22 protein-coding genes and 1 tRNA gene are annotated in these 24,504 nt (G+C 66.3%); 17 read left to right on the top strand and 6 right to left on the bottom strand.

What is annotated here, in order from left to right; all coding sequences use genetic code 11:
* Nucleotides 1-6: 6 nt before the first annotated feature.
* From J4G12_01955 to J4G12_01940, 4 genes are all read left to right on the top strand, one after another.
* The gene (locus tag J4G12_01955; GenBank protein ID MCE2454566.1) at nt 7-1,464 is read left to right on the top strand and encodes a sodium:solute symporter; all 1,458 of its coding nucleotides are present in this window, start codon (nt 7-9) and stop codon (nt 1,462-1,464) included.
* Nucleotides 1,461-2,447, top strand: a complete 987-nt coding sequence (locus J4G12_01950; GenBank protein MCE2454565.1) for a hypothetical protein — start codon at nt 1,461-1,463, stop codon at nt 2,445-2,447. Before J4G12_01955 ends, J4G12_01950 begins: the two co-directional genes overlap by 4 nt.
* Nucleotides 2,444-2,896: a VTT domain-containing protein gene (locus J4G12_01945; protein ID MCE2454564.1), complete on the top strand. Its 453-nt coding sequence runs from the start codon at nt 2,444-2,446 to the stop codon at nt 2,894-2,896. Before J4G12_01950 ends, J4G12_01945 begins: the two co-directional genes overlap by 4 nt.
* Before the next feature lie 363 nt (nt 2,897-3,259).
* A complete protein-coding gene (locus J4G12_01940; GenBank protein MCE2454563.1) occupies nt 3,260-4,312 on the top strand; it encodes a hypothetical protein in 1,053 nt (350 codons plus the stop codon).
* Between the two features lie 103 nt (nt 4,313-4,415).
* Here the strand turns inward: J4G12_01940 and J4G12_01935 are convergent, their stop codons facing one another.
* Genes J4G12_01935 through J4G12_01925 form a run of 3 tightly spaced genes read right to left on the bottom strand, consistent with a single transcriptional unit; the run spans nt 4,416 to nt 8,336 of the window.
* Nucleotides 4,416-6,002, bottom strand: coding sequence for a PH domain-containing protein (locus tag J4G12_01935; protein MCE2454562.1), 1,587 nt, complete (start codon nt 6,000-6,002; stop codon nt 4,416-4,418).
* Nucleotides 5,999-6,667 carry a PH domain-containing protein gene (locus J4G12_01930; GenBank protein ID MCE2454561.1) on the bottom strand — a complete coding sequence of 223 codons (669 nt, stop codon included), beginning with the start codon at nt 6,665-6,667 and terminating at the stop codon, nt 5,999-6,001. The genes J4G12_01935 and J4G12_01930 overlap by 4 nt, the downstream gene beginning before the upstream one ends.
* Nucleotides 6,668-6,698: 31 nt before the next feature.
* Nucleotides 6,699-8,336, bottom strand: a complete 1,638-nt coding sequence (locus J4G12_01925) for a hypothetical protein (GenBank protein ID MCE2454560.1) — start codon at nt 8,334-8,336, stop codon at nt 6,699-6,701.
* 569 nt (nt 8,337-8,905) lie between these two features.
* On the opposite strand from J4G12_01925, the gene J4G12_01920 reads away from it, so the two are divergent.
* The gene (locus tag J4G12_01920; protein ID MCE2454559.1) at nt 8,906-9,379 is read left to right on the top strand and encodes an Hsp20/alpha crystallin family protein; all 474 of its coding nucleotides are present in this window, start codon (nt 8,906-8,908) and stop codon (nt 9,377-9,379) included.
* A 165-nt stretch (nt 9,380-9,544) separates the two neighbouring features.
* On the opposite strand, the gene J4G12_01915 is transcribed toward J4G12_01920, so the two are convergent.
* Nucleotides 9,545-12,031 carry a zinc-dependent metalloprotease gene (locus J4G12_01915; protein ID MCE2454558.1) on the bottom strand — a complete coding sequence of 829 codons (2,487 nt, stop codon included), beginning with the start codon at nt 12,029-12,031 and terminating at the stop codon, nt 9,545-9,547.
* 103 nt (nt 12,032-12,134) lie between these two features.
* Nucleotides 12,135-13,166 carry a carboxypeptidase regulatory-like domain-containing protein gene (locus J4G12_01910; GenBank protein MCE2454557.1) on the bottom strand — a complete coding sequence of 344 codons (1,032 nt, stop codon included), beginning with the start codon at nt 13,164-13,166 and terminating at the stop codon, nt 12,135-12,137.
* A gap of 156 nt (nt 13,167-13,322) precedes the next feature.
* Here J4G12_01910 and trpS point away from each other — a divergent pair, with 156 nt between their 5' ends.
* The 12 genes from trpS to J4G12_01850 all read left to right on the top strand — a co-directional run bounded on the left by trpS (nt 13,323) and on the right by J4G12_01850 (nt 23,269).
* Nucleotides 13,323-14,453 (top strand): tryptophan--tRNA ligase, encoded by a 1,131-nt coding sequence (gene trpS, locus J4G12_01905; GenBank protein ID MCE2454556.1) that lies wholly within the window; start codon nt 13,323-13,325, stop codon nt 14,451-14,453.
* 60 nt (nt 14,454-14,513) lie between these two features.
* Nucleotides 14,514-15,431 carry a dihydrodipicolinate synthase family protein gene (locus J4G12_01900; protein MCE2454555.1) on the top strand — a complete coding sequence of 306 codons (918 nt, stop codon included), beginning with the start codon at nt 14,514-14,516 and terminating at the stop codon, nt 15,429-15,431.
* Entirely contained in the window at nt 15,431-16,720 is a 1,290-nt protein-coding gene (locus J4G12_01895) for an adenylosuccinate synthase (GenBank protein ID MCE2454554.1), read from the top strand. Before J4G12_01900 ends, J4G12_01895 begins: the two co-directional genes overlap by 1 nt.
* A gap of 5 nt (nt 16,721-16,725) precedes the next feature.
* Complete coding sequence (ffh, locus tag J4G12_01890) at nt 16,726-18,093, top strand: signal recognition particle protein (protein MCE2454553.1); 1,368 nt, start codon at nt 16,726-16,728, stop codon at nt 18,091-18,093.
* A gap of 66 nt (nt 18,094-18,159) precedes the next feature.
* Nucleotides 18,160-18,528 carry a 30S ribosomal protein S16 gene (gene rpsP, locus J4G12_01885; protein MCE2454552.1) on the top strand — a complete coding sequence of 123 codons (369 nt, stop codon included), beginning with the start codon at nt 18,160-18,162 and terminating at the stop codon, nt 18,526-18,528.
* A gap of 82 nt (nt 18,529-18,610) precedes the next feature.
* Complete coding sequence (gene rimM, locus J4G12_01880) at nt 18,611-19,144, top strand: 16S rRNA processing protein RimM (GenBank protein MCE2454551.1); 534 nt, start codon at nt 18,611-18,613, stop codon at nt 19,142-19,144.
* A gap of 45 nt (nt 19,145-19,189) precedes the next feature.
* Nucleotides 19,190-19,897: a tRNA (guanosine(37)-N1)-methyltransferase TrmD gene (gene trmD, locus J4G12_01875; protein MCE2454550.1), complete on the top strand. Its 708-nt coding sequence runs from the start codon at nt 19,190-19,192 to the stop codon at nt 19,895-19,897.
* 96 nt (nt 19,898-19,993) lie between these two features.
* Nucleotides 19,994-20,347, top strand: coding sequence for a 50S ribosomal protein L19 (gene rplS, locus J4G12_01870; protein MCE2454549.1), 354 nt, complete (start codon nt 19,994-19,996; stop codon nt 20,345-20,347).
* A gap of 127 nt (nt 20,348-20,474) precedes the next feature.
* Nucleotides 20,475-21,041, top strand: a complete 567-nt coding sequence (locus J4G12_01865; GenBank protein MCE2454548.1) for a ribonuclease HII — start codon at nt 20,475-20,477, stop codon at nt 21,039-21,041.
* Between the two features lie 90 nt (nt 21,042-21,131).
* Nucleotides 21,132-21,204 (top strand) — tRNA-Lys (locus tag J4G12_01860).
* A gap of 20 nt (nt 21,205-21,224) precedes the next feature.
* Entirely contained in the window at nt 21,225-22,673 is a 1,449-nt protein-coding gene (locus J4G12_01855) for an amidohydrolase family protein (protein MCE2454547.1), read from the top strand.
* Entirely contained in the window at nt 22,670-23,269 is a 600-nt protein-coding gene (locus tag J4G12_01850) for a pyridoxamine 5'-phosphate oxidase family protein (GenBank protein ID MCE2454546.1), read from the top strand. The genes J4G12_01855 and J4G12_01850 overlap by 4 nt, the downstream gene beginning before the upstream one ends.
* Before the next feature lie 214 nt (nt 23,270-23,483).
* Here J4G12_01850 and J4G12_01845 read toward each other — a convergent pair whose 3' ends face one another.
* On the bottom strand, nt 23,484-24,416 hold the full coding sequence (locus tag J4G12_01845) for a hypothetical protein (GenBank protein MCE2454545.1): 933 nt from the start codon (nt 24,414-24,416) through the stop codon (nt 23,484-23,486).
* Nucleotides 24,417-24,504 lie beyond the last annotated feature (88 nt).

Below are 24,504 nucleotides of genomic sequence, written 5' to 3'. Positions count from 1 at the left end.
GTCTACATGGCCGGGGTGACTGCATGGGGCGCGTGGCTGGGGCGCAACCAACGCGACGGAGCCTCATATTTCCTGGGCGCTCGCGCCATGCCCTGGAAGCTCGTCATGCTCTCGGTGGTGGCGACCGAGACCAGCACCCTGACCTTCCTGAGCATTCCGGGCGTGAGCTACCTCGGGAGCCTCGTCTTTCTCCAGCTCACCGCAGGCTACCTCCTGGGACGGATCGTCGTGGCGTTCGTCTTCCTGCCCGCGTACCGCAAGGGCGAGCTCACCACGGCCTACGGACTTCTGGAACGCCGCTTCGGCACCGGGACCCGGCGCTTCACCTCGGCGATCTTCATGGTCACTCGCCTGCTCGCCGACTCCGTGCGCCTATTCGCGACGGCGATCCCGCTCGCGCTCATCACGGGCCTGCCCTACTCGGCGTCCATCGCGGTGATCGCGGTCCTCACCCTCGTCTATACGTATTTCGGGGGGATCAAGGCGGTGATCTGGGTGGACGCGTTGCAGATGGGGCTCTACCTGCTCGGGGCCGCGGTCGCGATCGTTGCGCTCGAGCTCATGGTCGCCGGAGGCTGGGGCGAGATACTGTCGTCCGCCGGGGAGGCCGGCAAGCTGCAACTGCTCGACTGGGACGTGCCGTGGCCCGACTGGAACGCCACCTACACGGTGTGGGCCGGGGTCCTGGGCGGAGCGGTTTTCGCTATGGCTTCGCACGGCACCGACCACCTGATCGTGCAGCGCTTGCTCACGTGCAGGAACCTGCGCGCCTCCCAGAAGGCCCTCGTGGGCAGCGGAGCGGCGGTGATCGTCCAGTTCGCGCTCTTCCTCCTGGTGGGCATCGGGTTGTGGGCGTACTACAGTGGCTGCGACGTAGGTGCCGGTGGGTGCTTCCGCGCGAGCGACGAGATCTTCCCGCTCTTCATCGTGGAGCAGTTGCCTGCCGGCCTCAGCGGTTTGCTCATCGCCGGGGTTTTCGCAGCGGCCATGTCGTCTCTCTCGTCGTCGGTCAACTCGCTCGCTTCCGCCACCGCCTACGACTTCTGGGCGCCTCTCGCGGGTGCCGCAGGTGATGACCGACGCATCCTTCGGGCCGGACGATTCTTCACGACGGTCTGGGCGGGACTGCTCACCGTCGGGGCGATCATGTTCATCCCCCTGGGTCGGGAGAGCTCGGCCGTGGAGGTGGCGCTGGCGATAGCCGGCGTTGTCTACGGTGCGCTGCTGGGGGCGTTCCTGCTCGCGATTCTCACCCGCCGCCCGGGGCAGCGCACCGCGATCGTCGGGATGAGCGCCGGGCTCGGCTTCGTCGTCTGGATCTGGCTCAGCACCGACGTCGCCTGGACCTGGTACGTGCCCGTCGGTGCGACGGTCACCCTCCTCGTGGGAACGGGCGTCGGCGCGCTGCGCCGTGCCGTCATGGCCCTGCTCCCCCGGATGGCGGCAAGGAGGAGGCGTCGTTGACCTGGGTCGTCGGCTTGGACTGCGGAGCCTCGAACGCCCGGGCCGTCGTGCTCGACAGGAACGGACGCCTGCTGGCCCGCTCCGCCCACGCCTGCGGGGCGGCGGCGACCTCGAACGATCTCGCTCCCACGACGCAAGCGATCGAGTCGGCGGTGCGGGAGGCGGTCGACCGAGCCGGAGCCGAGCTTCCGGCCGCTTCGCTCTGGGCGGGAGTCGCCGGAGCCGGCAGGGCAGGGGTGGCGAGCCAACTGGAAGAGGCGCTCCGCTCGACGGGATTGGCGCAGCGCGTGACGGTCGGAACCGATGCGGATACCGCCTTGCACGCGGCCTTCGGGACCGGCGAAGGAGTGGTCGTCATCGCCGGGACCGGGTCGGTGGCCCTGGCTAGGCGCACCTCGCCGGAGGCTCCCGGCGGGTATCGCCGCTTTCGAGTGGGAGGTTGGGGGCCTGCCATCGACGACGCCGGGAGCGGTTGCTGGATAGGAATGCGAGCGCTGAAGGCGGTCGCCCGAGCCACCGACGGCCGCGACCCCGAGACCTCCCTCACCGATAGGGTCGCCGGGCATCTCGGCGACGCGAACATCGTCACCTGGGCCGAGAAAGCCACGCGGAGAGATCTTGCCGACCTCGCGCCCCTGGTCTTCGGCGAGTATGAGCAAGGCGACCACGCGGCCCAGGCCATAGTCGAGGACGCGCGGGCCGCGTTGACCGAGCTCGCCCGTCGAGCGGTGCGGCGGTCGGGGCCGTGGATGGAGCCGGCTCCGCTGGCATTGGTTGGCGGACTCGTTGGGGAAGGAGGCCCGCTGAGAAACTTGGTCGTGGACGGCCTGGCGGCTCGCGGACGAAGCCACCCACGCCGGCGGGACGCCGCACGGGATGAGATCCGAAGCCGGGAGGAGGTCCGAATCAGGTTGGTCGAAGGCGGAGACGCCGCGCTCGCCGCCGCCCGACTCGCTCTCGCCGCCGTGGACCGCAACCAGTGAACCTCGAGCTGATCGGCTCGGTCTTCGTCGCCTCCATCGGGAGCGGCCTGCTCCCGTTCCTCAACGCCGAGGTCATCCTTGGAGCGGCGGTGGTCGCCTCGCCTTCGGATCTTTGGCCGTTGACGATCGCCAGTTCGATCGGCCAGATGGTCTCGAAAGCCCTCCTCTACGCACTCGCGCGCTGGGTGCCGGATCGCCTTCCCGCTCGGGCCAGAAAGGCCATGGACAAGGCTTCCAGCCGGGTCGAGAAGGTCCGCGCCGGAGGTTGGGGTCTCGTGTTCGTGAGCTCGCTCACCGGCTTCCCGCCCTTCTACATCGTGTCGCTGGCCGCCGGAGTCGTGAAACTCCCGCTGGCCGGATTTCTGGTCGGGGGAACAGCCGGGAGAATCATCCGCTTCGCGCTCATCGCCTACGGAACCGTGGCGATCGGGGAGGCCGTGACGGGGTAGGTTCACGGCTGCACGCCGAGGCAGATTCGGGGGCATACGCTCCGCTCTCGTCATGCGTTCGGCTGGGCGGAATTGCGACCGATGGTTATCGGGTACCCGCTCGGTTTCTGATCGGGTATCTGGCATTGGGGTTCAATTGGGTTAAGCTAAAGCAGGGCCGCTCCGCCCCCCGGCTGCAGGCGTCAGCGCGTTCCTCGGGCTTACCTGCCTCAACACCGAAATCCGGCCACACTCATCCAGATTCAGATCCATACACTCCTTCCCGCACTGGCCGATCTCCATAAGGAGATACTAGATCTCGTGCAGATTCGACACGTGTCGGACCACGAAATTCGGACATCCCGGCGGCCGCAATGCGTCGGGGTGTTACCGGTTCTGGGTCTGACGGCGTTGACGTCCTGCGCGGAGCCCGAGCCTCAGGTCGGATCGGTATCCGAGGCACCCCAGACGATTCTCGAGCTCGGCGACACCATCGCCGTTTATCCTCCACCGGGCGGCCCCCTTTTGGCAAGGGTTCGCGAACTCGCCTTGGCGGCGGACGGGCAGTCCGTATATGTCCTGGACCCCGGCTTCGAGCAGGTCCATCGGATCGGGCTCGACGGTACCCATCTGGCAACGTTCGGTGGCGAAGGCGAGGGGCCTGGAGAGCTCGAGCTCCCCAACTCCATACGGCCAACCGCAGGTGGGGTGTGGGTCCTCGACAGACACCGTTTGACGCTTTTCATGGATGACGGGACGGTCGCGGAAACCAGACCCATGACCGACATGCCTGCGCTCACCTTCGCACCCCTCGGCGACGGTATGGTCCTTGTCCCTTCGGTCCAGGTAGCGACGCAACCGCGGCCAGACCGACTCTTCGCTGAGATCGAGGGGCTGCTGATGCGAGTCGAGGGTGATGGACCCGTCGTCGTGACGAACTCCACAGATGTTCCGGACGCACTTGCGAAGGCCGGTGTTGAAGAGCGGTGGTTGGGGTGGATTCTGGCTCCGTTAGGTGATCGTGAGGTTGCGGTCCTGCTGAACGGGCCGGTGCTGCGCGGCTGGCTGGCTGCCGTGAGTGACGATGGCGCGACCATCGAGTCGCTGACGGAGCTTCCGATGCCGGCGACCGTAGTGCGCGCCATTGCGGATGCGATCCGAATGGCCGACATTCCCGAGGCAACAATCAGACCATTGCGTGATGCGAAGCTGATGGCGGACAGGCTGTGGGTCGCGTCCACCGGCCTTGGCTCTGGACCGGTGGCGTTCACGGTCCCGCTTCAGGATGACGATCCCTCCTTCGTCATTCCAGGCGGTGAGGGTTTTCACACGAGAGGGAACCTGGTCAGGGATGTCGTGGTCCTGCCGGATCGAGTTTTCGTAGCGCGGGACATCGCGGTCACGATTCGCCGAGTGGTGGGACCCGTGGTGAACTAGCTTTGCAGCCGCGGCCAACCTCGCGCGCGAGCGACGAGCTCGGCACTCCTGCAGTTGACGATAGGGAGGTCGCCGCCTACTAGTCTAGTCCAGTCTAGTGCTACTAGTGCCACCGCACCCGGCTCGTCTGGGCGCACCACAACATATGGTTGCGCAGGGTCCGAGCCGTGATCATGGGGATATAGGGCACGGACAGGTCCCCGCTTGCGACCTGGACCCGGAGGGTCGCCAGCCCGAACCATCTCTGGATGAACGACTGCCTGACAGTGACCGCCTGGGTCTTGCGGAAAAGGAAGACGTCGACCTTGCGTCCCAGCGTGCCCCGCCTGATCGCCATCCCGTCGTCGTCGTGAAAGTACCCGAAATTGCGCCAGCGCAGCCAGCCCAGCCCGCAGATTACCGCCAGGACGGGTACGGCCCTGAAGGCCAGGCCGCCGGGGTCGGTCCCGAGCAACGCTTGGAGAACAGGTGAGAGCTCGCTGACGAAATGCAGAGCCGCACTCGCTACCAGTACTGCGACGGCTGAACGGAACCCGAAGCTCCAAAGATAGTGAGCGGACACCGCTCGGTGGCGCGGGTCGCCGGGAAGCAGGGTCAGATCCGGACCCTCCTCCCCTAGGGTCACCGCTCTCAGCTCCTCGGCCTGAGACTCGGTAACGAGAGGGACGCCCAACACCGTGACCTCCTCGCCCCAGCCCACCTCTGTCGCCGCCGTTTGGTCGAGGGTCACGGGCCGTAATTCGAGAGCGGCTTTCCGGAGCCCGCGCAAGAAGAGAGTCTGCTTGAGGCGCAGCACCTGGATCTTCGTCAGACCGACGACCACGGTCCGCCGTGTGAGAAGACCGCTTCGCGCCCTCAACGTGCCCCCCTCCGCCGAGAGCGCGTAATCGTGGAAACGCAGCCAGGCTCGGACTATGTTCATCGGCAGGAGGAAAACCATCATGCCGATGTAGACTATCGAAGAGGCAATGAAGGTCACGGCAACCCCGAAGGACGATTCCACGGACGTCTCCCCGCTTGAGACAGTGTCGGCGAGTCGCCGGGCCTCAACCGCGAGCACTATCATTACCCCGACGACCAAGGCACCGAAGACGGTGGGTCCGGCGGTGGAGAGCCCTATTTGGGCGATGTCGCGTCCTCCCAGCTTCAGAAGTGTCCGCCGAGCGAGAACCGACACTCCGGCGTTCTCGACTAGCGGCGACTCGGTCTGGACTGCGGAAGCGTCGTCGAGCTCTTCGCCCTCGACAACGGCTTCAAGCCATTCGGCCACATCTACGGTGACGCAGGGGAGCCGGCACTCGGTCTCCCTGCTTCCCGCCGTGTCGAGACTTACCGTTACGAGGCCGAACAGACGATCTATCAGGGAGCGTTTCACCTTGACCCCCTGCACGCGTTCGAAGGGCAGACTGAGGGCGGTGCGCTTCACAACGCCCTGCCGGACGAGTATGCGGTCGTATTCTAGTCGGTAGCGGAAGAACCAGTAGCGGAGCCCGGCGACGACTGCCGCAAGCAGCGCGAGCGCAGGCAGAATCACGATTAACTCCGGGTTTTCCCGGTAGCGTAAGCCGATGAAGCCGAGCACGGGGCCGACCTGCAGAAGATTTGTGGTTCGGCCGAACACCCCGGCGAGGAAGTAGACGGCGGCCAGCGGCGAGGTGCGCCGCCATACCTCCACGGGTACCGTCGTCACCGCTTGTCTCGGGGAGCGAAGGCCTCCGTTGCGGGCGGATCGGGATCGGCGGGAACGTCCGGGCTCGGATCCGCGTCCGACATGGGCGCGGCGGGCAGGCGCGACACGTCGGACACCCGGGCCGGAAGCGGGGGAGGCTCGGCCTCGATCCGGCTGGAGATGTAGGCCCGCAGTTCCTCCGCGGTGTCGGCCGCCAGTCCCTCGAGGTCGTGGGTGGCAACGCCGGCCGGACAGATTGTCAGCGTCGAGATGCCGAAGCGTCGGTCGAGCGGCCCGCTATGCGTCTGGGTGTGCTGAATCCTGCTGAAGGGCACCGCCACGACCGAACGCCAGAGCACGCCCGCGCGGAACACGATGTCGTGCGAGCGCAGCACGTATCCGCGTCGTGGAACCTCGACCATGGGCCATGCCAGGTCGCGCACCGACAATATGATCGCGATGCACCACACGCCCACGCCGACCCGGGGTGCGAGCTCTGCAGCCCAGGCCGGAAGACCGTCGAGAGGCGCCAGTGGCAGGAGGGCGGCCGCACTGATCAGGAAAGGAATGCGGTACACGAGCCTTCCCACCTGAAGCCGGAGAGCGAAACGCGGATGAAGCGGCCTCCAGGTCAGGTCTTCCGGGGAAGTCAGTGCAGCGGGATCGATCTCGGGGTTCTGGAACACGTCTGGCTCGGCTGGTATGCGTGCCGGCCGCTCAGCTCGCCGCCGATCTTCTGTGCGCTGGCATGTCGGCAACTACGACCTTCCTGGAAACTGGGTCCCAAAGGTAATAGATGCGCAGGCAACGGCCCGGGTCGCGGGTGTTGCCCCCGCTCTTCAGATGCCATTCCACCTTACGGCTCGTGCCGTTCCACTGCACGTCGAAAGTGTCGCCTCCGCACGGTTGGTTGTGCACGCCGGGCAGTTCGTCGATCGCGCCGCTCAGGTCGGGCGCGTTGCCCCGGAGACGTCCGATCCGATAGCTGGTCGCGAGCCAGAAGATGCAACGCGCGGCCATGCCGACATCGCTGTAGAGCGCCCGCCCGATCGAGCTCCGGGCCGAAGGCAGCAGGACGAGGCGTTGCTCGAAGTGCTCCTCGCACCAGTCCGCGAGTTCGCTCCATTCGATGGGAAAGGGTATGGACGCATCCGCGTTCTCTCCGAGGACCGGAACCAGCTTGAGGACCTCTCGCAGACGCTCGGTGGCTCGGTCGCGCTCCTTGGTCGCCGCCAGGACCTCCTTCCGCAGATTCGATGCCTTGGTTCTCCAGCGTTGGGAGCCGGGGCGGCGAGGTCGGGAGGCTCCGCCGCCCCGGGCTGCGGCTGGCGGTCGGGCCGGCTGCGCTTCTTCTTGCGCAGCGAGTCCGGGAGCCGTTCCGTCTTCCGCGACGGCCACCGCTCCGGTGACGTTGTCCGCCGTGCCGGTGTGACCGTCCGTCGGGGTCTTCGGGCCGCCGCGCCTTCGGAAGAGCTCCCGGAAGCGGGCGAAAAAGCCCGACTTGGAGGCCGTAGCACGCACCCCGGCAGTCCGTCTGCGGCTTGGAGGCGGGGCAGGGGCGAGCGCCTCGGCCTTCCTTCTGAGTTTGCCGAAATCCGGGTCGGGCTCCGGCGGTTGAGGCATTGCGGCGAGGATCTCCCTGCGAATCTTCTCTTCAATGTGGGCGGCGCCTCCCGGAGTCCTGACCCGCTCTCCCAGATAGAGCGGGTGGTGGTACTGATTCGACATCGGGGAAAAGCCGGGCAGATAAAGACGCCAGGCGCCCCCGTAGACCGAGCGCTGCTTGCCGACCTTGTCCGAGAGCAAGTAAGTGCACCGACTTGCCAACGTAAAGACGGTCGCCGTTCCGGTCAGGTTCCGAGCGAGAGCGTCCACGCGTCGGCGCGAGGGGAGGGGATCCTCGCCTTCGTGCGGGATAGTCGCGACCACTGCCGAAAGCCTGCGTTCAGGGTCGAGCAGATAGCTGAGAAGGAAGTCGAGTTCGGCATGGCTGGCTATGTGGGTCGGTCGGGACGACACCGGCTGGTCGTGGAGGAGCAAAGGAAATTCCTGAGCCACCGACGCGAGAATTTCGGGAACGATCCTCGGATCCGGTCCCGGCACCGCCTCGCGGGTGAACGCTCTGAAGCCGACGACGGGGTCGGAGTCGGGCGTAGCGGATACCCGAACTTCGCTGACCCAGCGCTCGCTCCCGGCGAGAATCAACCTGGCCATCCATTGATCCTCCAGCCCTTCGACCACCCTGACCGTGCAGAGCGAGTCGGCGCCCTGCTCCTCACATCGGAAACCGGGTCGGATTCCGCGTTCAAGATCGGCGGAAGCAGCGCCCGGAAGGCGTTTCAGCAACTCGCCCATCAGAAATTCGCGACATCGGTCGACGGTGTCCGGTGGAGACTCCGGAGAAAGACGAGCGTCGACCTTCAATCCCGAACCCTGGGAAGCTTCGCTCACAGTCTCGACGCCTGGTGGCCTCCCGCCGCCAACCACTCGTTGCAGATCTGAAAAACTATTGAACCGCCTGTCCGGTGGTGTCACCACATCCTCCTGATCTGTCACGAGATACCCGCCTCCTGCTACCTCGTCGGTATCGGCCGGTAGTCGGACCATATGCTATCAATCTAAACGTAGTCTTCGGTAGGGCAATAATCCGTCATGTCGAAGGGATCACGGTCGTCGGACCGGCCTGGGATCGGGATGCCCCGGCGTACGACATACCGTCGCTGCTGCCATTCCGGCGGGGTCGGCCGCTGTGACATACTCTGCGGACTGACGTTTCGGTCAAAGAGGCCAGGTCTTGCAGCGCGGTGATCGGCAGGACGTGCTCAGGGCCGGCACAGGGGTTGCAAGCGGACCGGGTCGGCGCCCGACCGCTCCTAGGTCCGGGCCCGGATCACCCCAGCCGCGGTCATCGACCGGAGGACGAAATGCCACTTGCCAACTACCCCCTCACCCCCCACCTCTCCCTCAAGGAGTTCACGGACCTGCCCCACCGCCTCGGACGACTCTTCGAGCATGGCGACGGCATCGAGAGCTCCGTCGCCTTCACCCCGCCCGTCGGAGTAGTGGAGACGAACGACAACGTCGTCGTCAACGTCGAACTAGCGGGGCTTCGTCCGGAAGACGTCAGCGTCGAGCTGGAAAACGGCGTGCTTACGATCAAGGGCGAGAAGCGTCCCGGCACGATCTTGGGCAGCGCCGGAGACGCGGAAACCGGGTCGGAGAACAACGAGCGCGTCCGCCTCGACGAGCGGCGCTTCGGGAAATTCAGCCGTGCGTTCGCCCTTCCACGTTCCATCGCCGCGAGCGACGCCAAGGCCTCTCTTGACCAGGGTGTGCTGACCGTGCTGCTGCCGAAGTCGAGCGAGGCCAGAAGTCGCCGCATCGAGATCGCTTCGTAGCGACACGCCTCTGAAGGTCTTCGGAGGGAGGCCGGGAAGTCAACCCGTCCTACCGTCCGCGGAGCGGGTCCGGGTCTTCGCGCCCGGGCCCGCTCTTGGCATTGCAAGGCGTGGTCGCCCCAACGGCCAACCGGACCGGGACGGGCGCCTTGATCCCCCGGGCGCTCAGTCCATGTCCAGAATCTCTTCGATCCTGGCGATCAAGTCCCTGTAGTGGAGGAGGGTCGCCCGGTGATCGGTCGAAGCCGCGGCCGCCTCCAGTTCCTCTCTCAGAGTCATTAGCTGCCCCCTGACGAACGGGCCGATGTCGCTCGCTCTCGCCTCCTCGTTTTCGAGCAGGCCCGCCATGTGGTCCACGTACGCGCGCTGCAGGTTGCGCCGGTAGGTGTCGGTCGAACCGCCCGACATGGCCTCCGACCATATGGCCTCGCGGGTGTGGTCGAGCATGTCGCCGAGCGAGTACGCGTCCGAGCCGTGGAAGGCTTCCTGTTCGACGAGCCTCTTCATTCGAGCCAAGTTGAGAAGCTGGACGAGTCCGCCGCGTTGCGAGGCTCCGATCCTGTCCGGCACTCCCGAGCCGCCGAAGCGTCGCAGAATGTCGGCGTCGAGAAGCCATTCCGGAGTCCGGAAGACATGCTGCGCCAGGTAATCGACCGCTCGGCGCTGATCCTCCGCGTCGACCATCTCGTAGATCACGCCTTCCTGGCCCTGGCGCTTTCGCGTCGTCACCACGCCGCCCACGTTCACCACCACGTGCCCGGTGTACCGGCTCCACTGCGAGATGATGTTGCCGTAGAGCTCCTCGAGCTGCGAGTAGTCTTCGCCCTCTTCATAGCTCCAGTCCTGGAGGTTTTCCACGATCCGGCGCAGGTTGCGGATGCCGAGGTCGGAGGCCTCCATTGCGTCGTCGCCGATCGCTTCGGTCAGAGAAGTCGGATCCTGGCCGTTGGGGCTGGAAAAACGGTAGATCGGGTCTTCCTGCATCTCGACCACCATCTCCCTGAGACCTTCCAGCTCGGAGTTGCGGTCGGTGCCGGGGTAGTGCCGGTATCCCCACTCGATGGCGAAGCGGTCGTACGGTCCCACCACCGGGTCGAAGCAGGTGTCGTCTCCGGGCTGTGCGACGTAGTTGAAGCGGGCGTAGTCCATAATCGAGGACGCGACGCCATTGTCGCAGACGAAGCGGGAGCGCAGCTGAGCTACCGTGTAGCTCGAAGATCCCTGCATGTTGTGTTGCAATCCGATGGTGTGACCGACCTCGTGCGCCGAAACGAACCTGACCAGCTCGCCCATGACGGCGTCGTCGAACTTCACTCCCCGAGCCGCCTCGTTTGCAGCCGCGGTCTGGGTGAAGTACCAGTTCCTGAGGAGGTTCATGACGTTGTGATACCACTGGATGTCGCTCTCCAGAATCTCGCCCGTGCGCGGGTCGTGGACGTGCGGACCGCTGGCGTTCTGGACGTCGGAGGCGAGATAGCGGATCACGGAGTGGCGCGCGTCCTCCGGGTGCCAGGTCGGGTCTTCCTCGGGGCTGGGCGCGTCGCGGGCGACGATGGCGTTGCTGAAACCTGCGGCCTCGAAGGCCGGCTGCCAGTCCTCGACCCCCTGCTTCAGGTACGGCACCCACTTTTCCGGGGTCGCCGGATCGATGTAGTAGACGATGGGATCGACCGGATCGGTCAGCTCGCCGCGCGCGTAGGCCTCCGGTTCGCTCGGTTCCAGCCGCCAGCGCGTGACGAAGCAGACGGAGCGCGCCCGCTGCTCGTCGAGACCGTAGTCCGTCTGACTGGTGGAGAAGAAGCCCACCCGCTCATCGCAGTAGCGCGGCTCCATCGGGTCGTCGGGCAGCATGAGCATCGAGTGATGCATCTCCATCGAGAGCGTGTTGGACTGCCCGTTGGAGGGGGCCTCCGTGGCGTCGTAAGTGACCACGCGGCGTACCTCGACATTGCGTGGGAAAGCTGTGGCTCTGACGATGTAGGTCCGGTCGCCGTCGAGACGGCGGACGGAGTAGGCCGTTCGCCTGAACTTCTGCAGCCCGATGAGGACCACATCGTCGGTGAAGAGATCGGTGACGTTGATGACGGCCGCCGAGGAATCCTCGTTCATCACTTCGATGTCGAACGCCATGACGATGGGCTCGAAATTGGAATTGCGCACCGCTTCCGAGATGGCCGTGGTGTCGTCCGCGAAATTCTGATAGCTGACGAGTCTCAACAGGACCCTGTCGCGAGCCTCGTCGTGCTGCCAGCGGACGGTGGAGGTGTTGACCTTCGAACCGCCGTAGCCCACGCCGTCCGGAGTGCGGGCGATGCGGGTGAGCAGGAGCATCTCGCGCCCGAAGGTCTCGTTCGGGATCTCGTAGAAGAGATCGCCGTCGACCATGTGGGTGTCGAAGAGCCCCTCGCTGGTGACGGCATCTTCGGTGATTACGTCGCTGTATTCCTTGCCTTCGGCTTCGGTGGTGTCGGAGGCTGCGGCGGAATCGGCTTCCACCTCCTGAGCCGAAGCGGGCAGGCCGCTGAACGTGAGGGCGGTCAGCAGAATGAGTGGCGTGGCTTTCACGATAAGGTCCTCTCGGGGAAGGTGTGGGCGGCGCGGGGTCGGGGCGACCCCCTGCGAATAATGCGAAGAAACCGGAGAATGCGCCATTGGCGGCCAGGGGAGCGTTCCTGAACCGGGGGAGTCGAAACGCCGGCGGGCTCGGAGGTAGATTCGGTCGGCCGAGGCTGCCCGGAGGCGAACCGGGAAGGGACTAACCTCCCCGTTTGGTCCAGATGCCGATGGCGCACATGGCGCCGGCTCCGTACTCGGCGGGGATGCTCACCGGGCTGGGGTAGAGCTCGATGATCTCGACATCGAGGGTGTTCATGGCGAAGAAGTCCTCCGAGTACTGTCCCGAGCGGGACACCCGAATGCCATCCACCCAGACCTCGGGATCGCAGCCCGCCTCGAAGTTGGTCACGCCGCGTCTGAAGGTCACGAGCCAGCGCGTCCCCGCCTGCCGCGCCCTCACGCTCGGGAGTCCCTGGATGCTCGCGCCCACGCTCTGATAGCCGCGACGTTGGAAGTCGGAAGCGGTGAGGAAGCGTCCTCCGAGTCCGCGTTCCATGCGCTCGTAGATCGGCAGCAGACGGCGTGCCACCGCTCGGGAGCGCACGGTGACGTCGATTCCCGAGAGCTCGATGACCTCTTCCCCTAGAGGGATGATGGCGTCGTAGTCCGAGCCGGGGATCACCTCGACGCTCCACTCCTGGGTCTGGTAACCTATGCGACTCACCTGCACGAGAATCGGACCGGGCTGGAGCTCGCCGTAGGTGAAGCGCCCGTCGGCGCGGGTGAGCACGGTCCTCCCCGAACCGGCTTCACTGACGGCGGCTCCCTCCACACCGTCACCGGAAGCGAAGTCGATCACCTTCCCGCGCAGGAATGCCGTTCTCGCGTCGCCTTCCGCCTCCGCCGCCACATCGGTCCTGCCCGACGCCATGCCGATGGTGACCGAAGTCATGACCAGAGGAAGCGCCGAGACCTCGATCTCCTGCGGCGCCGCGAGATACCCGGGGTACTCGACGACCACCGTCAAGTTCGCGGGGCCGGGGACGTCGAAGGAGAAACGCCCCAGCACGTCGGTGGTCGCGACTCCTATCTCCTCGTATTCCTGGTCGAGGAGGCGAGCCGTCACGCCTTCCAACGGTCCGCCGGACTCCTCGCTGAAGACGAAACCTCGGATGTTCTGCGCATCGAGGCTGGCGGCGTTCGGAGCAAGTCCGAAGAGGACGGCGACCACCGCGGTCAGCGTCGCTTGTCTTCCTGTGGAGAACCTGGTGCTTCGCATGGCGCTTGCCGGGATACCAACTTTGGCGGGGGAAGGCTAGCTTTTGGGGTGCGAGAATCAGATACGCTCCCGCGCCCCAACCGTTCCACGGCCGGTCCTACCCCCATCATGTCCGCCGAATCCACGCAACCCAGACCGGCTCCTGCCGGCAACGACGAAGCCGCCGCTCCGCCGAGTCAGCGCCGCGAGCGGATTTTCAGCGGCATGCAGCCCTCCGGCGAGGCGCACCTGGGCAACTATCTGGGCGCTCTGCGACGCTGGGTGAAGATGCAGGAAGCGTACGACTGCGTCTGGTGCATCGTCGACCAGCACGCGATCACCGCAGGCGGGGATCCCGCAGACCTTCCGGGCAACGTCTTCGATCTGGCGGTCTCTTACCTGGCGGTGGGCCTCGACCCCGAACGGGCGATCATCTTCGTGCAGTCCGACGTAAAGGAGCACACCGAACTGGCGTGGCTCTTCAACGCGGTGACCCCGGTGGGAGATCTCGAGCGCATGACGCAGTACAAGGACAAGTCGAGCCGATTCGAGTCGGTCCCGGCCGGCATCTTCAACTATCCCATCCTCCAAGCCGCGGACATTCTTCTCTACAAGGCGGACGGGGTCCCGGTAGGGGAGGATCAGCGCCAGCATCTCGAACTCTCCCGGGAGATCGCGCGCAGATTCAACGCCGCGTACGGAAAGACCTTTCCCGTTACCAGACCGCTAATCAGCCGGCAAGTCGGGCGCATTCTCGGTCTGGATGGCAGCGCCAAGATGAGCAAGTCGCTCGGCAACACGATAGGCATACTGGCGGAGCCTCCCCAGGTCCGGAAGAGGTTGCGGACCGCGGTTACCGATCCCAAGAGGGTTCGACGGAGCGACCCCGGCGATCCCGAGGTGTGCAACGTCTTCGCTCTGCACGCGCACTTCACCGACGAGGAACGACGCACCGAGATCGGCGAGGCCTGCCGCAAGGCGGAGATCGGTTGCGTCGAGTGCAAACGCTCGCTTTCCGATTCCGTCAGCGAGGCCTTCACGCCTTACCGGGAGCGAGCCGCGACTTACCGGGAACATCCGTCGCGGGTTCGTGAAATCCTCGAAGACGGCGCGAAACGGGCCCGGGCCGTCGCTGGCGCGACAATCGCCGAGGTCCGGAGCAGGATGGGGATCGATTGGAGACGCGCGGTTCCTCTCCCCACAGTGACCGGGCCGGCCGCGATTACCCGACCTGATCCCGCAGCGACACGAACGCGCTAGTCATCCGCGGACAGGCCTCTCATCTCCGGATTCCACCACCACTCACAAGCCGGCACTCCGATGATCGATCTCGCAGGTACCCACCTCGCGGTCCCGACGCCCTTCGACCCCGTGACCGAGGAGGTCGACCGCGAAGGCTTCGTCCACAACCTGGAGTCGTGGTTTGCGGAGCCCGTCTCGGGGGTCCTCGTCGGCGGATCCACCGGCGAGTCGGTCCTGCTCGACGCCGACGAACGCGACGCCCTCGTGCGGGATGCCCGTTCGGTGGCCGGGCCCGACAGGATCGTCGTCGCGGGTGCGACCGGAGAGTCCACGCGGTCGGCGATCACCGCGGTGGCCTCGGTCGCGAGGGCCGGCGCCGACGCCGCACTGGTGAGTCCGCCCGCCTACTACCGGGACGCGATGACCCGGCCGGCGCTGCTCGCCCACTACGAGAGCGTCGCCGAGGCCGCGCCGATTCCCATCCTCGTCTACCAGGTACCGCTGCGGCTCAGCACGATCGAGTTTCCGACCTCGGTGGTCGCCGAGCTCTCCACGCTGCCGAACGTGGTCGGGATCAAGGACTCCCGGGGCGATCTCGGGAAGGCGACCGAGCTCGTCTCCGCCTGCGGCGACGGCTTCCAGGTGCTCGTCGGCTCGGGAAGCATCCTCCTCCCCGCCCTGAAGGCGGGAGCGGTAGGCGGCATCGTCGCGGTCGGGGCCTTCGCACCGGTCTTGGCCGCAGCCGTCTCCAACTCCTTCCGGACCGGCGGTCTCGAAGAGGCGGAGCGCGCGCAGGCCTTGGTCACCGCCTTGCACGATGCGGTCGTGGCAGGTATGGGCGTACCGGGGGTGAAGGCCGCTCTCGACCTGGTGGGCATGGTCGGGGGAGCGCCCCGACGTCCGCTCGGACCGCTCGCCGCACCGCGCAAGGTGGCTATGAAAGCTCTGCTCGAGGCCGCCGGGGTCGTCGGGCGCACTGTCGGATCGAGAGCGTGATCGGTCCCTGCGTGGTGGTCGTGGGCGGGCAGTGGGGCGACGAAGGCAAGGGCAAGATCGTGGACGTGCTTGCCGAGGACGCCGCCGTCGTCGCTCGCTACCAGGGCGGCGCCAACGCTGGCCACACCGTCCAAGTCGATGACGCCGAGTTCATACTGCATCAGATTCCGTCGGGCGTTCTCCATCCCGACACCCGCTGCCTGTTGGGAAACGGAGTCGTCCTGGATCCGGTCGAGTTCCTGAAGGAGTACGACGGGGTGGTCGGACGGGGCATAGACCTGTCCGAGAGGGTCGGGGTCAGCAGACGAGCCCACCTTCTGCTTCCTTACCACCGAGCTCTAGACCACGCTTCCGAGGAGTCGGCGAGCACGCCCATAGGCACGACCGGCCGGGGGATCGGCCCGGCCTACGAGGACAAGGCGGGACGTCGCGGCGTTCGCTTGGCCGACCTCGCCAACCCCTCGCGGCTGCGCGAGCGGGTGGGAATGGCGCTCGAACGCGCTGTCGGCAGAATCGCTCGTTCAGGCGTCGACGTGTCCGGCCTTCGCCGCCGGTTGGAGGAAGAGACCGAGGCCGCTCTCGCGCTGACGCCGCGCCTGCTGGAGCTTGCCACCGACGTAGGGCCGGAGATCACGTCCACGCTCGATGCGGGCGGGCGGGTTCTGCTCGAAGGGGCTCAGGGCACCGCGCTCGACCTCGATCACGGCACCTACCCGTTCGTCACCTCGTCCAGCACGACGGCCGGCGGAGCCACCACCGGCGCCGGCATCGGTCCCACCTCGATCACCGACGTGGTCGGGATCGTCAAGGCTTACACGAGCCGGGTGGGCGAGGGCCCGCTCCCGTCCGCCTTCGATCCCGAGATGGACGAACGGGTGCGGAAGCTGGGAGGCGAGTGGGGAGCGACCACCGGACGCCCCCGGCGTTGCGGCTGGTTCGACTCGGTCATCACCCGACATTCGGCGCAGGTCAATGGTCTTACCGGCCTGGCGGTCACCAAGCTGGACGTGCTCGACACCTTGAGCCAGCTCCGGATCGTGACCGCCTACCGCATGGCGACCGGCGAGGTCGTCGATAGCTTTCCCGCAGACACCTGGGCGCTCGGTACCGTGGAGCCGGTGTTCGAGACCCTCCCGGGCTGGCAGGCGCCCACGAGCGGGGCGAGACGGCTGGACGAACTGCCTACCCGCGCCCGCGCATATCTGCGCCGGCTGGAAGAGCTTACCGGCGCGCCGGTGCGGATGGTGTCGGTGGGAGCTCGCAGGTCGCAGATCATTTACGTGGAGTAGCCTCCGTGTTCGATCACCTCGGAGACAGGATCGACGGTGCGCTCAAGCGCCTGCGCGGCCGGGGCGTGCTCAACGAGCGGATGGTGGACGAAGGGCTCAGGGATCTGCGACGGGCGCTCCTGGAGGCGGACGTCAACTTCAGGGTCGCCAAGGACTTTCTGGCGAAGGTCAGGGAGAGGGCCGTCGGGCGCGAAGTGATGAAGGCCGTCCGTCCCGGTCAGCAGCTCGTCAAGATCGTCCACGACGAACTCGCCGCCCTCATGGGTTCGGGTGAAGTCGAGCTAGCCCGGGCGAAACGCGGTCCCACCGTAATTCTGCTGGTGGGGCTCCAAGGCTCCGGCAAGACCACGAGCGCAGCCAAGCTGGCGCACCACGTGGCGGTCCGGGAGGGACGAGGGGCTTCCAGGTCGGCATCGGTCTTGCTTGCAGGATGCGATCTTCAACGTCCGGCGGCGATCGAGCAGCTGAAGACCCTTGCGGGCCGGGTGGGGGCGTCATTCACTGCCGGCGAAGCCGGTGGAGACCCGGTGGCCGCCGCGAAGCTGGCTCGGCGCGAGGCGCGCGACAGCGATTACCTCATCGTGGATGCGGCCGGCAGGCTCCAGTTCGACGACGCCCTCATGACCGAGCTCGAAGCGATCCGCGACGCCGTTCGACCGCACGAGACCCTCCTGGTCGCCGACGCGATGACGGGGCAGGAGGCGGTCGGGATCGCGAAGGGCTTCAACGAGCGGGTGGGTATCACCGGCGTCCTCCTCACCAAGCTCGACGGCGACTCCCGCGGCGGAGCGGCTCTCTCCATACTCGGCGTCACCGGGAGGCCGATCAAGTTCGTCGGAGTCGGGGAGGGGATCTCCGACCTCGAGCGCGCCGACCCCAGGAGACTGGCGGGCCGCATTCTCCGCCAGGGCGACGTGGTGGGGCTGGTGGAGCGGGCTCAGGCGGCCATCGACGAAAAGGAGTCGCGCGCCTTCGAGGAAAAACTGAAGAAAGGAGGTCGCTTCACCCTCCAGGACATGCTCTCGGCCATGCAGCAGGTGCAGCGCATGGGTCCCCTGGACCAAGTGCTCAAGCTGGTTCCCGGCGCTTCGCGCATGAAGATCCCCGGCAAGGACGTCGATCCGAAACGCATGAAGCATGTCGAGGCCATCATCCTCTCCATGACGCCGGAGGAACGTGCTCGTCCGGAGATTATCGACGCATCCAGGAGGGTACGGATCTCGCGCGGAAGCGGAAGACCTGTGGCCGAGCTCAACCGACTGCTCAAGCAGTATCGGCAGATGAACAGGATGATGCCGCTGATGATGAGGTCGGTCGGCAAGCCGGGCGGCCCGAGGATTCCGGGTGCGGGAAGATTGCTGGGGGGAAATTAGTCGGAGCGAGTTCGGCGCTGCGAGTCTCTCGCTTACCGTCCGTTCGTTGCCGCGTTATATTTCACCATGCCAACCAGAATACGTCTCCGGCGCATGGGCCGGAAGAAGAAGGCTCACTACCGGGTCGTGGTAGCCGACGGCGCCTCTCCCAGGGACGGCCGCTTCGTCGAGACCTTGGGTTACTACAAGCCGCTTTCGCATCCTGCGCGACTCGTCATCGACCTCGACGCCGTCGATTCCTGGATGGAGCGGGGGGCGCAGCCGTCCAATACGGTGCGTTCCCTCATCCGCAAGGCCCGCAAAGGAGGCGACGGTATTGTGGCGGTGGGCGAGCCGCAGAGAAACGTCGAGTCCGAGGCCGAGAGCCAGGAGCGCGAAGGCACCAAGGCCGAGATGCTGGCGGAGGAGGCTGCCGCCCGGGCGGCCGAGGCCTGATACTTACGGCCGCGAGGCCGACCGGCCCGGTTCGACTCGGTGTTCCCGATTGTCGGCTCCGGCCTCGACGGGAAAACCGACCTTGACGGATAGCCCGACCCGGCTGATCGTCGGGCGGATCGGACGGCCGCACGGCACTCGCGGAGCGGTCGTGGTCCATCCGCTCACGGACCGGCCTGACTGGGTATATCGCCAAGGGTTCGAACTCACCGCCTCGGCGAACGAGAACTCGGCCGAAGACTTGCGGCGTCTGGTCGTGGGAGAGGTGAAACCGGCCAACAAGGGCCTGATAGTGCATTTCGCCGGAGTCGGAGATCGGAACGAGGCCTCCCGACTCAAACACCTGTTGCTCTTCGCTCCGCTCGAGGCTCTGGCTCCCCTCGAGGAAGGCGAGTTCTTCCATTTCGAGCTTGTGGGGCTCGAGGTGGTCACCCGTACGGGAGAACGAGTGGGCCGTGTAGAGGACCTGCTCGATGTCGGTGAGAGCAAGCTGTTGCAGGTCGGGACAGGCAGCAGGCCCTGCCTGGTGCCTTATCGACCGGAATTCGTAGTGGAGGTGGATCTCGATGAGAATCGAATGGTGATCGCTCCTCCCGAAGGTCTCCTGGAGCTGTAAGGGCCGGTGGACAAACCGCCTGGGGCGGCAAGGCGCGGCCTGCGGATGCGCATCAACCTGGTCACGCTCTTCCCGGAGTACTTCACCGCGCCCCTCTCGCTCTCGATCCTCGGGCGCGCGGCGGCGGCGGGACTGGTCAGCTACCGTGTGCTCGATCTCCGGGAGTACGCCAGGGATCGGCACCGGACCGCGGACGACCTTCCCTACGGCGGAGGGGCCGGCATGGTGCTCAAGCCCGAGCCTTTCTTCCGGGCGGTCGACGAGATCGGACAGGCCGGCGCCGTCGTCCTCCTTTCGGCGCGCGGCAGGCATTTCAGCCACGACGACGCCGTGCGGCTATCGGTCCGACCCGACCTCACCCTGCTCTGCGGGCACTACAAGGACGTGGATCAGCGAGTGGCCGATCACCTGGCGACCGAGGAGCTCAGCGTGGGCGACTTCGTGCTCTCGGGAGGCGAGCCTGCGGCCCTGGCCGTGGTCGACGCCGTGGTCAGACTCATTCCCGGAGCCCTGGGGGATCACGAGGCCGCCTCGACCGATTCCTTCTACGACCGAGGCGGGCTCAGCGCCCCCTCGTACACCCGGCCTCCATCCTATCGCGGTCACGAGGTGCCCGCCGTTCTGCGTTCGGGGGACCACAAGCGCATCGCGCACTGGCGGGCCGAGCAGGCCGAACATCTGAATCGGGAAAGAGGCGTGGACCGAGCCCGGCCCCGGGATCCGTCCACGGGACGGCGATCGGGCGGTTCGTGAGGACGCGCAGACGCGTCGGCACTGTACATGCTCAGCCGCTCAGCCTATATTTCAAGGCTAACCGTCAAACGAAACCCGCCTTGGCCGCGCACCGCCATGCCCAACGTTATCAGAGATTTCGAGCTGCAGAACCTGAGGGACGATCTGCCCGAGTTCCATCCGGGCGACACGGTCCGCGTTCTCTACCGCGTGCGGGAAGGAACCAAGGAGCGTCTCCAGCCTTACGAGGGCGTCTGCATCGCCCGCAAGCACGGAGGTCTGGACGAGACCTTCACTGTCCGCAAGGTCTCCGGTGGCGTCGGCGTCGAGCGTATCTTCCCGCTCCAGGCCCCCACGGTGGCCGGCATCGAGGTGATTCGCAGAGGTCGGGTAAGGCGGGCCAAGCTCTATTATCTGCGCGGTCGTCGAGGCAAGTCGGCGCGGATTCCGGAGAAGCGCGTCCGTCGGTAAGGTCCGGGTCGAGGCAGGCGGCCGCAACGGCGTAGACCGCCGGGTCGGCGACCGGTCGCGGTCTGCGAAATTTCCGCCCGCTGCGGGTGCGGCGCTCGAGTACGAGCGCGCTTTCTGGGCATACGGCATCCCTGTCGTCGGTATCGACGAAGTCGGTCGCGGACCCTTGGCCGGACCCGTCGTGGCCAGCGCCGTAGTCCTGTCGGATGGAGAGCCCGTCGAAGGAGTGGCCGACTCGAAACGGCTTGCTCCAGCGGAGCGGGAGGAGTGCTACCGCCGCATCGTGGAATGGGCGGAAGTCGTTGGGACCGGAGCGGCGTCCGCCGAGGAGATAGATCGTCGCAACATTCTCAACGCCACCGCTCTCGCCATGAAGCGGGCGCTCGCACGGGTTCCGGTGGGGCAACCCCGCCACGTGGTCGTGGACGGCCTTCCCATGAAGCGCTTAAGGCTTCCGCACGATGCGGTCGTCAAGGGTGACGCTCTCGTGCACTCGATCTCCTGCGCCTCCGTCGTGGCCAAGGTGACGCGCGATCGGCTGATGAGGCGTCTTGCCCGGAGGTACCCCGGCTACGGATGGTCGCGCAACATGGGATACGGCACCCGGGAGCACCGAGCGGCCCTGCTGGAGTTGGGACCGACCCCGCATCATCGCCGAAGCTTCCTTCGCAACCAGCTCCGCTTGAAAATCTGAACGGTCGGAGGCGGCCGCTGGACTTACCGAGTCCTCCCGCATCTCTGTCGCACCCCTCCTGAAGTGAGGCTCCCGGTTCTATCTTTCTTCGGCCCGGTAGCTCAGTTGGTAGAGCAGCGGACTTTTAATCCGTCGGTCCTGGGTTCGAGCCCCAGCCGGGTCATCACCATATCGAGGCTCCCGATGTCCCACTTGAGAACCCCGACCCTAGCGGCATTTGTTCTGTTCGGTACTGTTGCCGCCTGCCAACCCGAAGCTGAGCCGACCGTCCACGATCTCGTGCTGGCCGGCGGTCGAGTGATGGACCCGGAGTCAGGAGCCGACTCGGTGCTGAACGTGGGAATTCGAGACGGCGTGGTGGTGTCGGTCACCGCAGACACCCTTCTGGGCGAGGAGGTGATGGACGTCTCCGGCCTCGTGGTCGCGCCGGGCTTCATCGACCTCCACGCGCACGGGCAGGACCCGTTCTCTCGCGACCTTCAGGTGCGTGACGGTGTCACCACGGCCCTCGAGCTCGAGAGCGGCGGCTATCCGATAGAAGAGTGGTACGCGGAGCGGCAGGATTGGCGCATCAACCACGGGGCGTCGGCAAGCTACTCGGAGGCGCGCCGTCTGGCCTTCGACAGCGCGGCCGGCGAGACCATCTACGGGCGGGCCGACGAGGCGCGGGTGGCCGAGATCCAGCGTCACCTGGAAGCCGAACTCTCGCGCGGCGCCCTAGGGGTGGGCCTCGGTCTCCAGTACCTGCCCGGAGCGGGGCGTCCCGAGATATTCCGCATGTTCCAGACCGCAGCGGAGCACGGTGTGACCGTTTTCGTTCATGTGAGATATTCGGGGGTGCTGGAGCCCACGAGCGCCATCGCAGCCGTGCAGGAGATGGTCGGCAACGCGGCCGGTACGGGGGCCTCGGTGCATGTCGTCCACATCGGCTCGACCGGGCTCTCGCAAATGGGACCCGTCCTCGAAATGATCGCCGGTGCGCAGGAGGTCGGGGTGGACGTGACGACCGAGATTTACCCTTATACCGCGGCGTCGACCAGCATCGGCTCCGCCATCTTCGACCCGGGCTGGCGGCAGCGGCTCGGCGCGAACTACGGCGACATCGAGTGGGTCGCGACCGGCGAACGGCTGGATGCGGGGAGCTTCGCCCGCCGAAGGAGCCAGGGCGGGATCGTCATCGCCCACATCATCCCCGAGGAGGCCATGCTCCAGGCTCTGGTACACCCCATCGTCATGGTGGCGAGCGACGGCGTGGCCTTCGTGAACGGTCGCGCCCATCCACGCGGGGCCGGAACCTTCGCCCGGGTGCTGGGCCGCTACTCCAGAGACGAGGGCCGACTCGGGCTGATGGAGGCGCTGCGCAAGATGACGCTCATGCCCGCGCGGCGTCTCGAGGCGATGGTGCCGGAGATGGCCGCCAAGGGAAGGGTCTCGCCGGGCGCCGATGCCGACCTGACCGTCTTCGACCCCGAAACGGTGCTGGATCGGGCGACCTTCGTCGACCCGGATCAGCCCTCCACCGGGATCCCGCACGTTCTCGTGGGCGGCGTCTTCGTGGTCCGCGACGGAGAGCTCGTCGACTTTGCCGAAGGAACCGCCCCCGGTAGAGCGATCCGGAGGACCCGCAAGTGAGCCTGCCCGACCACGCGGGCAGGGACGACGCCCGCTCCGCCCTCCGCCGTCGCGACCGGGGCAAGGACGACCGCTGGGTGGCCGCCTTCCTGCACGAAGCTCCCTACGGTTTTCTGGCGACCACCGACGCCGACGGCCAGCCCTTTCTCAACTCGAACCTCTTCGTTTTCGACGAGGCCCGGCGGGCCATCTATCTTCACACGCATCGCACCGGTCGTACCCGACGGAACCTCGAGGCGACAGGTATGCGGGTCTCGTTCGGCGCCGTGGCGATGGGGAGACTCCTGCCGGCGGACGAGGCCTTGGAGTTCTCGGTCGAGTATGCCGGGGTGGTCGCCTTCGGGAAGGGCAGCGTCGTGTGCGAAACCGAAGAGGCGCGCCATGGTCTCCAGCTCCTGCTCGACAAGTACGCCCCTCACCTGAGGCCCGGTCGGGACTACAGAGCCATAACCGAGGGCGAACTCAGGCGGACGGCGGTCTTCCGCATCGACATCGAGAGCTGGAGCGGCAAACAGAAGGAGGTGGAGGCCGACTTTCCGGGCGCGTTCTCGTTGCCGGCCTTGGAGGTGCCGTTCGGGCCGGAAGCATCAGGCTAGCCTAGGAGCCGGCGCAGCTCTGCTCTTTCGGGATACGCCGACATCAGTGCCGGCGCGGTTGGGGCGCGCGACCGAACCACCTCCGGCGGTTCCGGTCCCCGTTTCTACCGCTGCCCTGTTGTTCGGCGCGGCCGCCATCGAAGGTCGGCGCATCCCAAGGCGCAGACCGACCGACCGAAAAATCACGGTGCCGCTGCCATCCCCGGCCGTCGAGTCAACGGCGGTGGCCAAGCAGTCGCCGACACACCCTAGATTCGCGGCTGTCATCGTCCACACACCGCTTGAGACGGCGATCCGTCCACCACTCGAAGTCATACCATAGCGGGGTCGGGTCCCGAAGCTTCGCGAGGGCGCGCTGCCGTATGTCGGCAATCCGGCCCGCATCGGTGATCCCAAGCGCTTGGACGGAGGATGGCGTTGCCGCGAGGCGCTCCACCTTCCCTCGGAGATCGGCATCCCCGAGCAACACGCTCAGGTCTATGGCCTCGATGACGAATTCCGGATCGTCGAGCGCCGACGCCGCCAAGCCGAGAATCTCCGCGAGGAGCCCAACATCGAGCCCCTGCGGGCCCTGCTCGTCCACGAACATCGCCATCACGACAAACGGCGAACGCCTAGCCGAACGCTGCGCCCTTGTGCTGCCGGGCCCTTTGGCCGTGGCGATCACCTCCCGCAACGCGGGTTCGCCTTGGAAGACCAGCCAGTCGTAAACGTCAAACCCAAGCAGTCCGAAGTCGGCTAGCGGCCCAATGGCAACCGGATCGCCCAACTTCGCGATGGCCCAGACGGCATCGTACAGCTCCACGTTGAGTTCCCCCCAATCCTCGGGAGCGTCCAGCCACGCTTCCTGCTCGACCGCTTGGACCACGGCGGCGCGGAGTTCGGGACCCCATTCGTCCGGCGGGATCCCCGGCAACTGAAATGCGTCGCGCCGCATTCCCAGCTGCAGTATGCCGCGCCTCACATCCCCAGGTCTCGACGAGACCAGAAGACGTGCAATCTCTGTTTGGCTAAGTGAAGAATCGGCGTCCGGTTCCTGACCATGCGCACTCAACGGGATTGTCATGGCCGCCACGAGCAGCGCGGATCCCGCGAACCGCACCAGTCTCAGTGCTTCGCTTGACATTGATCCTATCCTCCTCACCACCGGGCGTGTATGTGAGGGTTCGCAGGGTATTGGCTGTTATCCATGATCCCTATTGCCCCGGCGGCTATGGCAGCGTTCTTGAGAACTC

The sequence above is a fragment of the Gemmatimonadota bacterium genome, assembly GCA_021295815.1.
Taxonomy (GTDB): domain Bacteria; phylum Gemmatimonadota; class Gemmatimonadetes; order Longimicrobiales; family Gaopeijiaceae; genus JAGWBQ01.
This window is presented reverse-complemented; position numbering and strand designations above follow the sequence as displayed.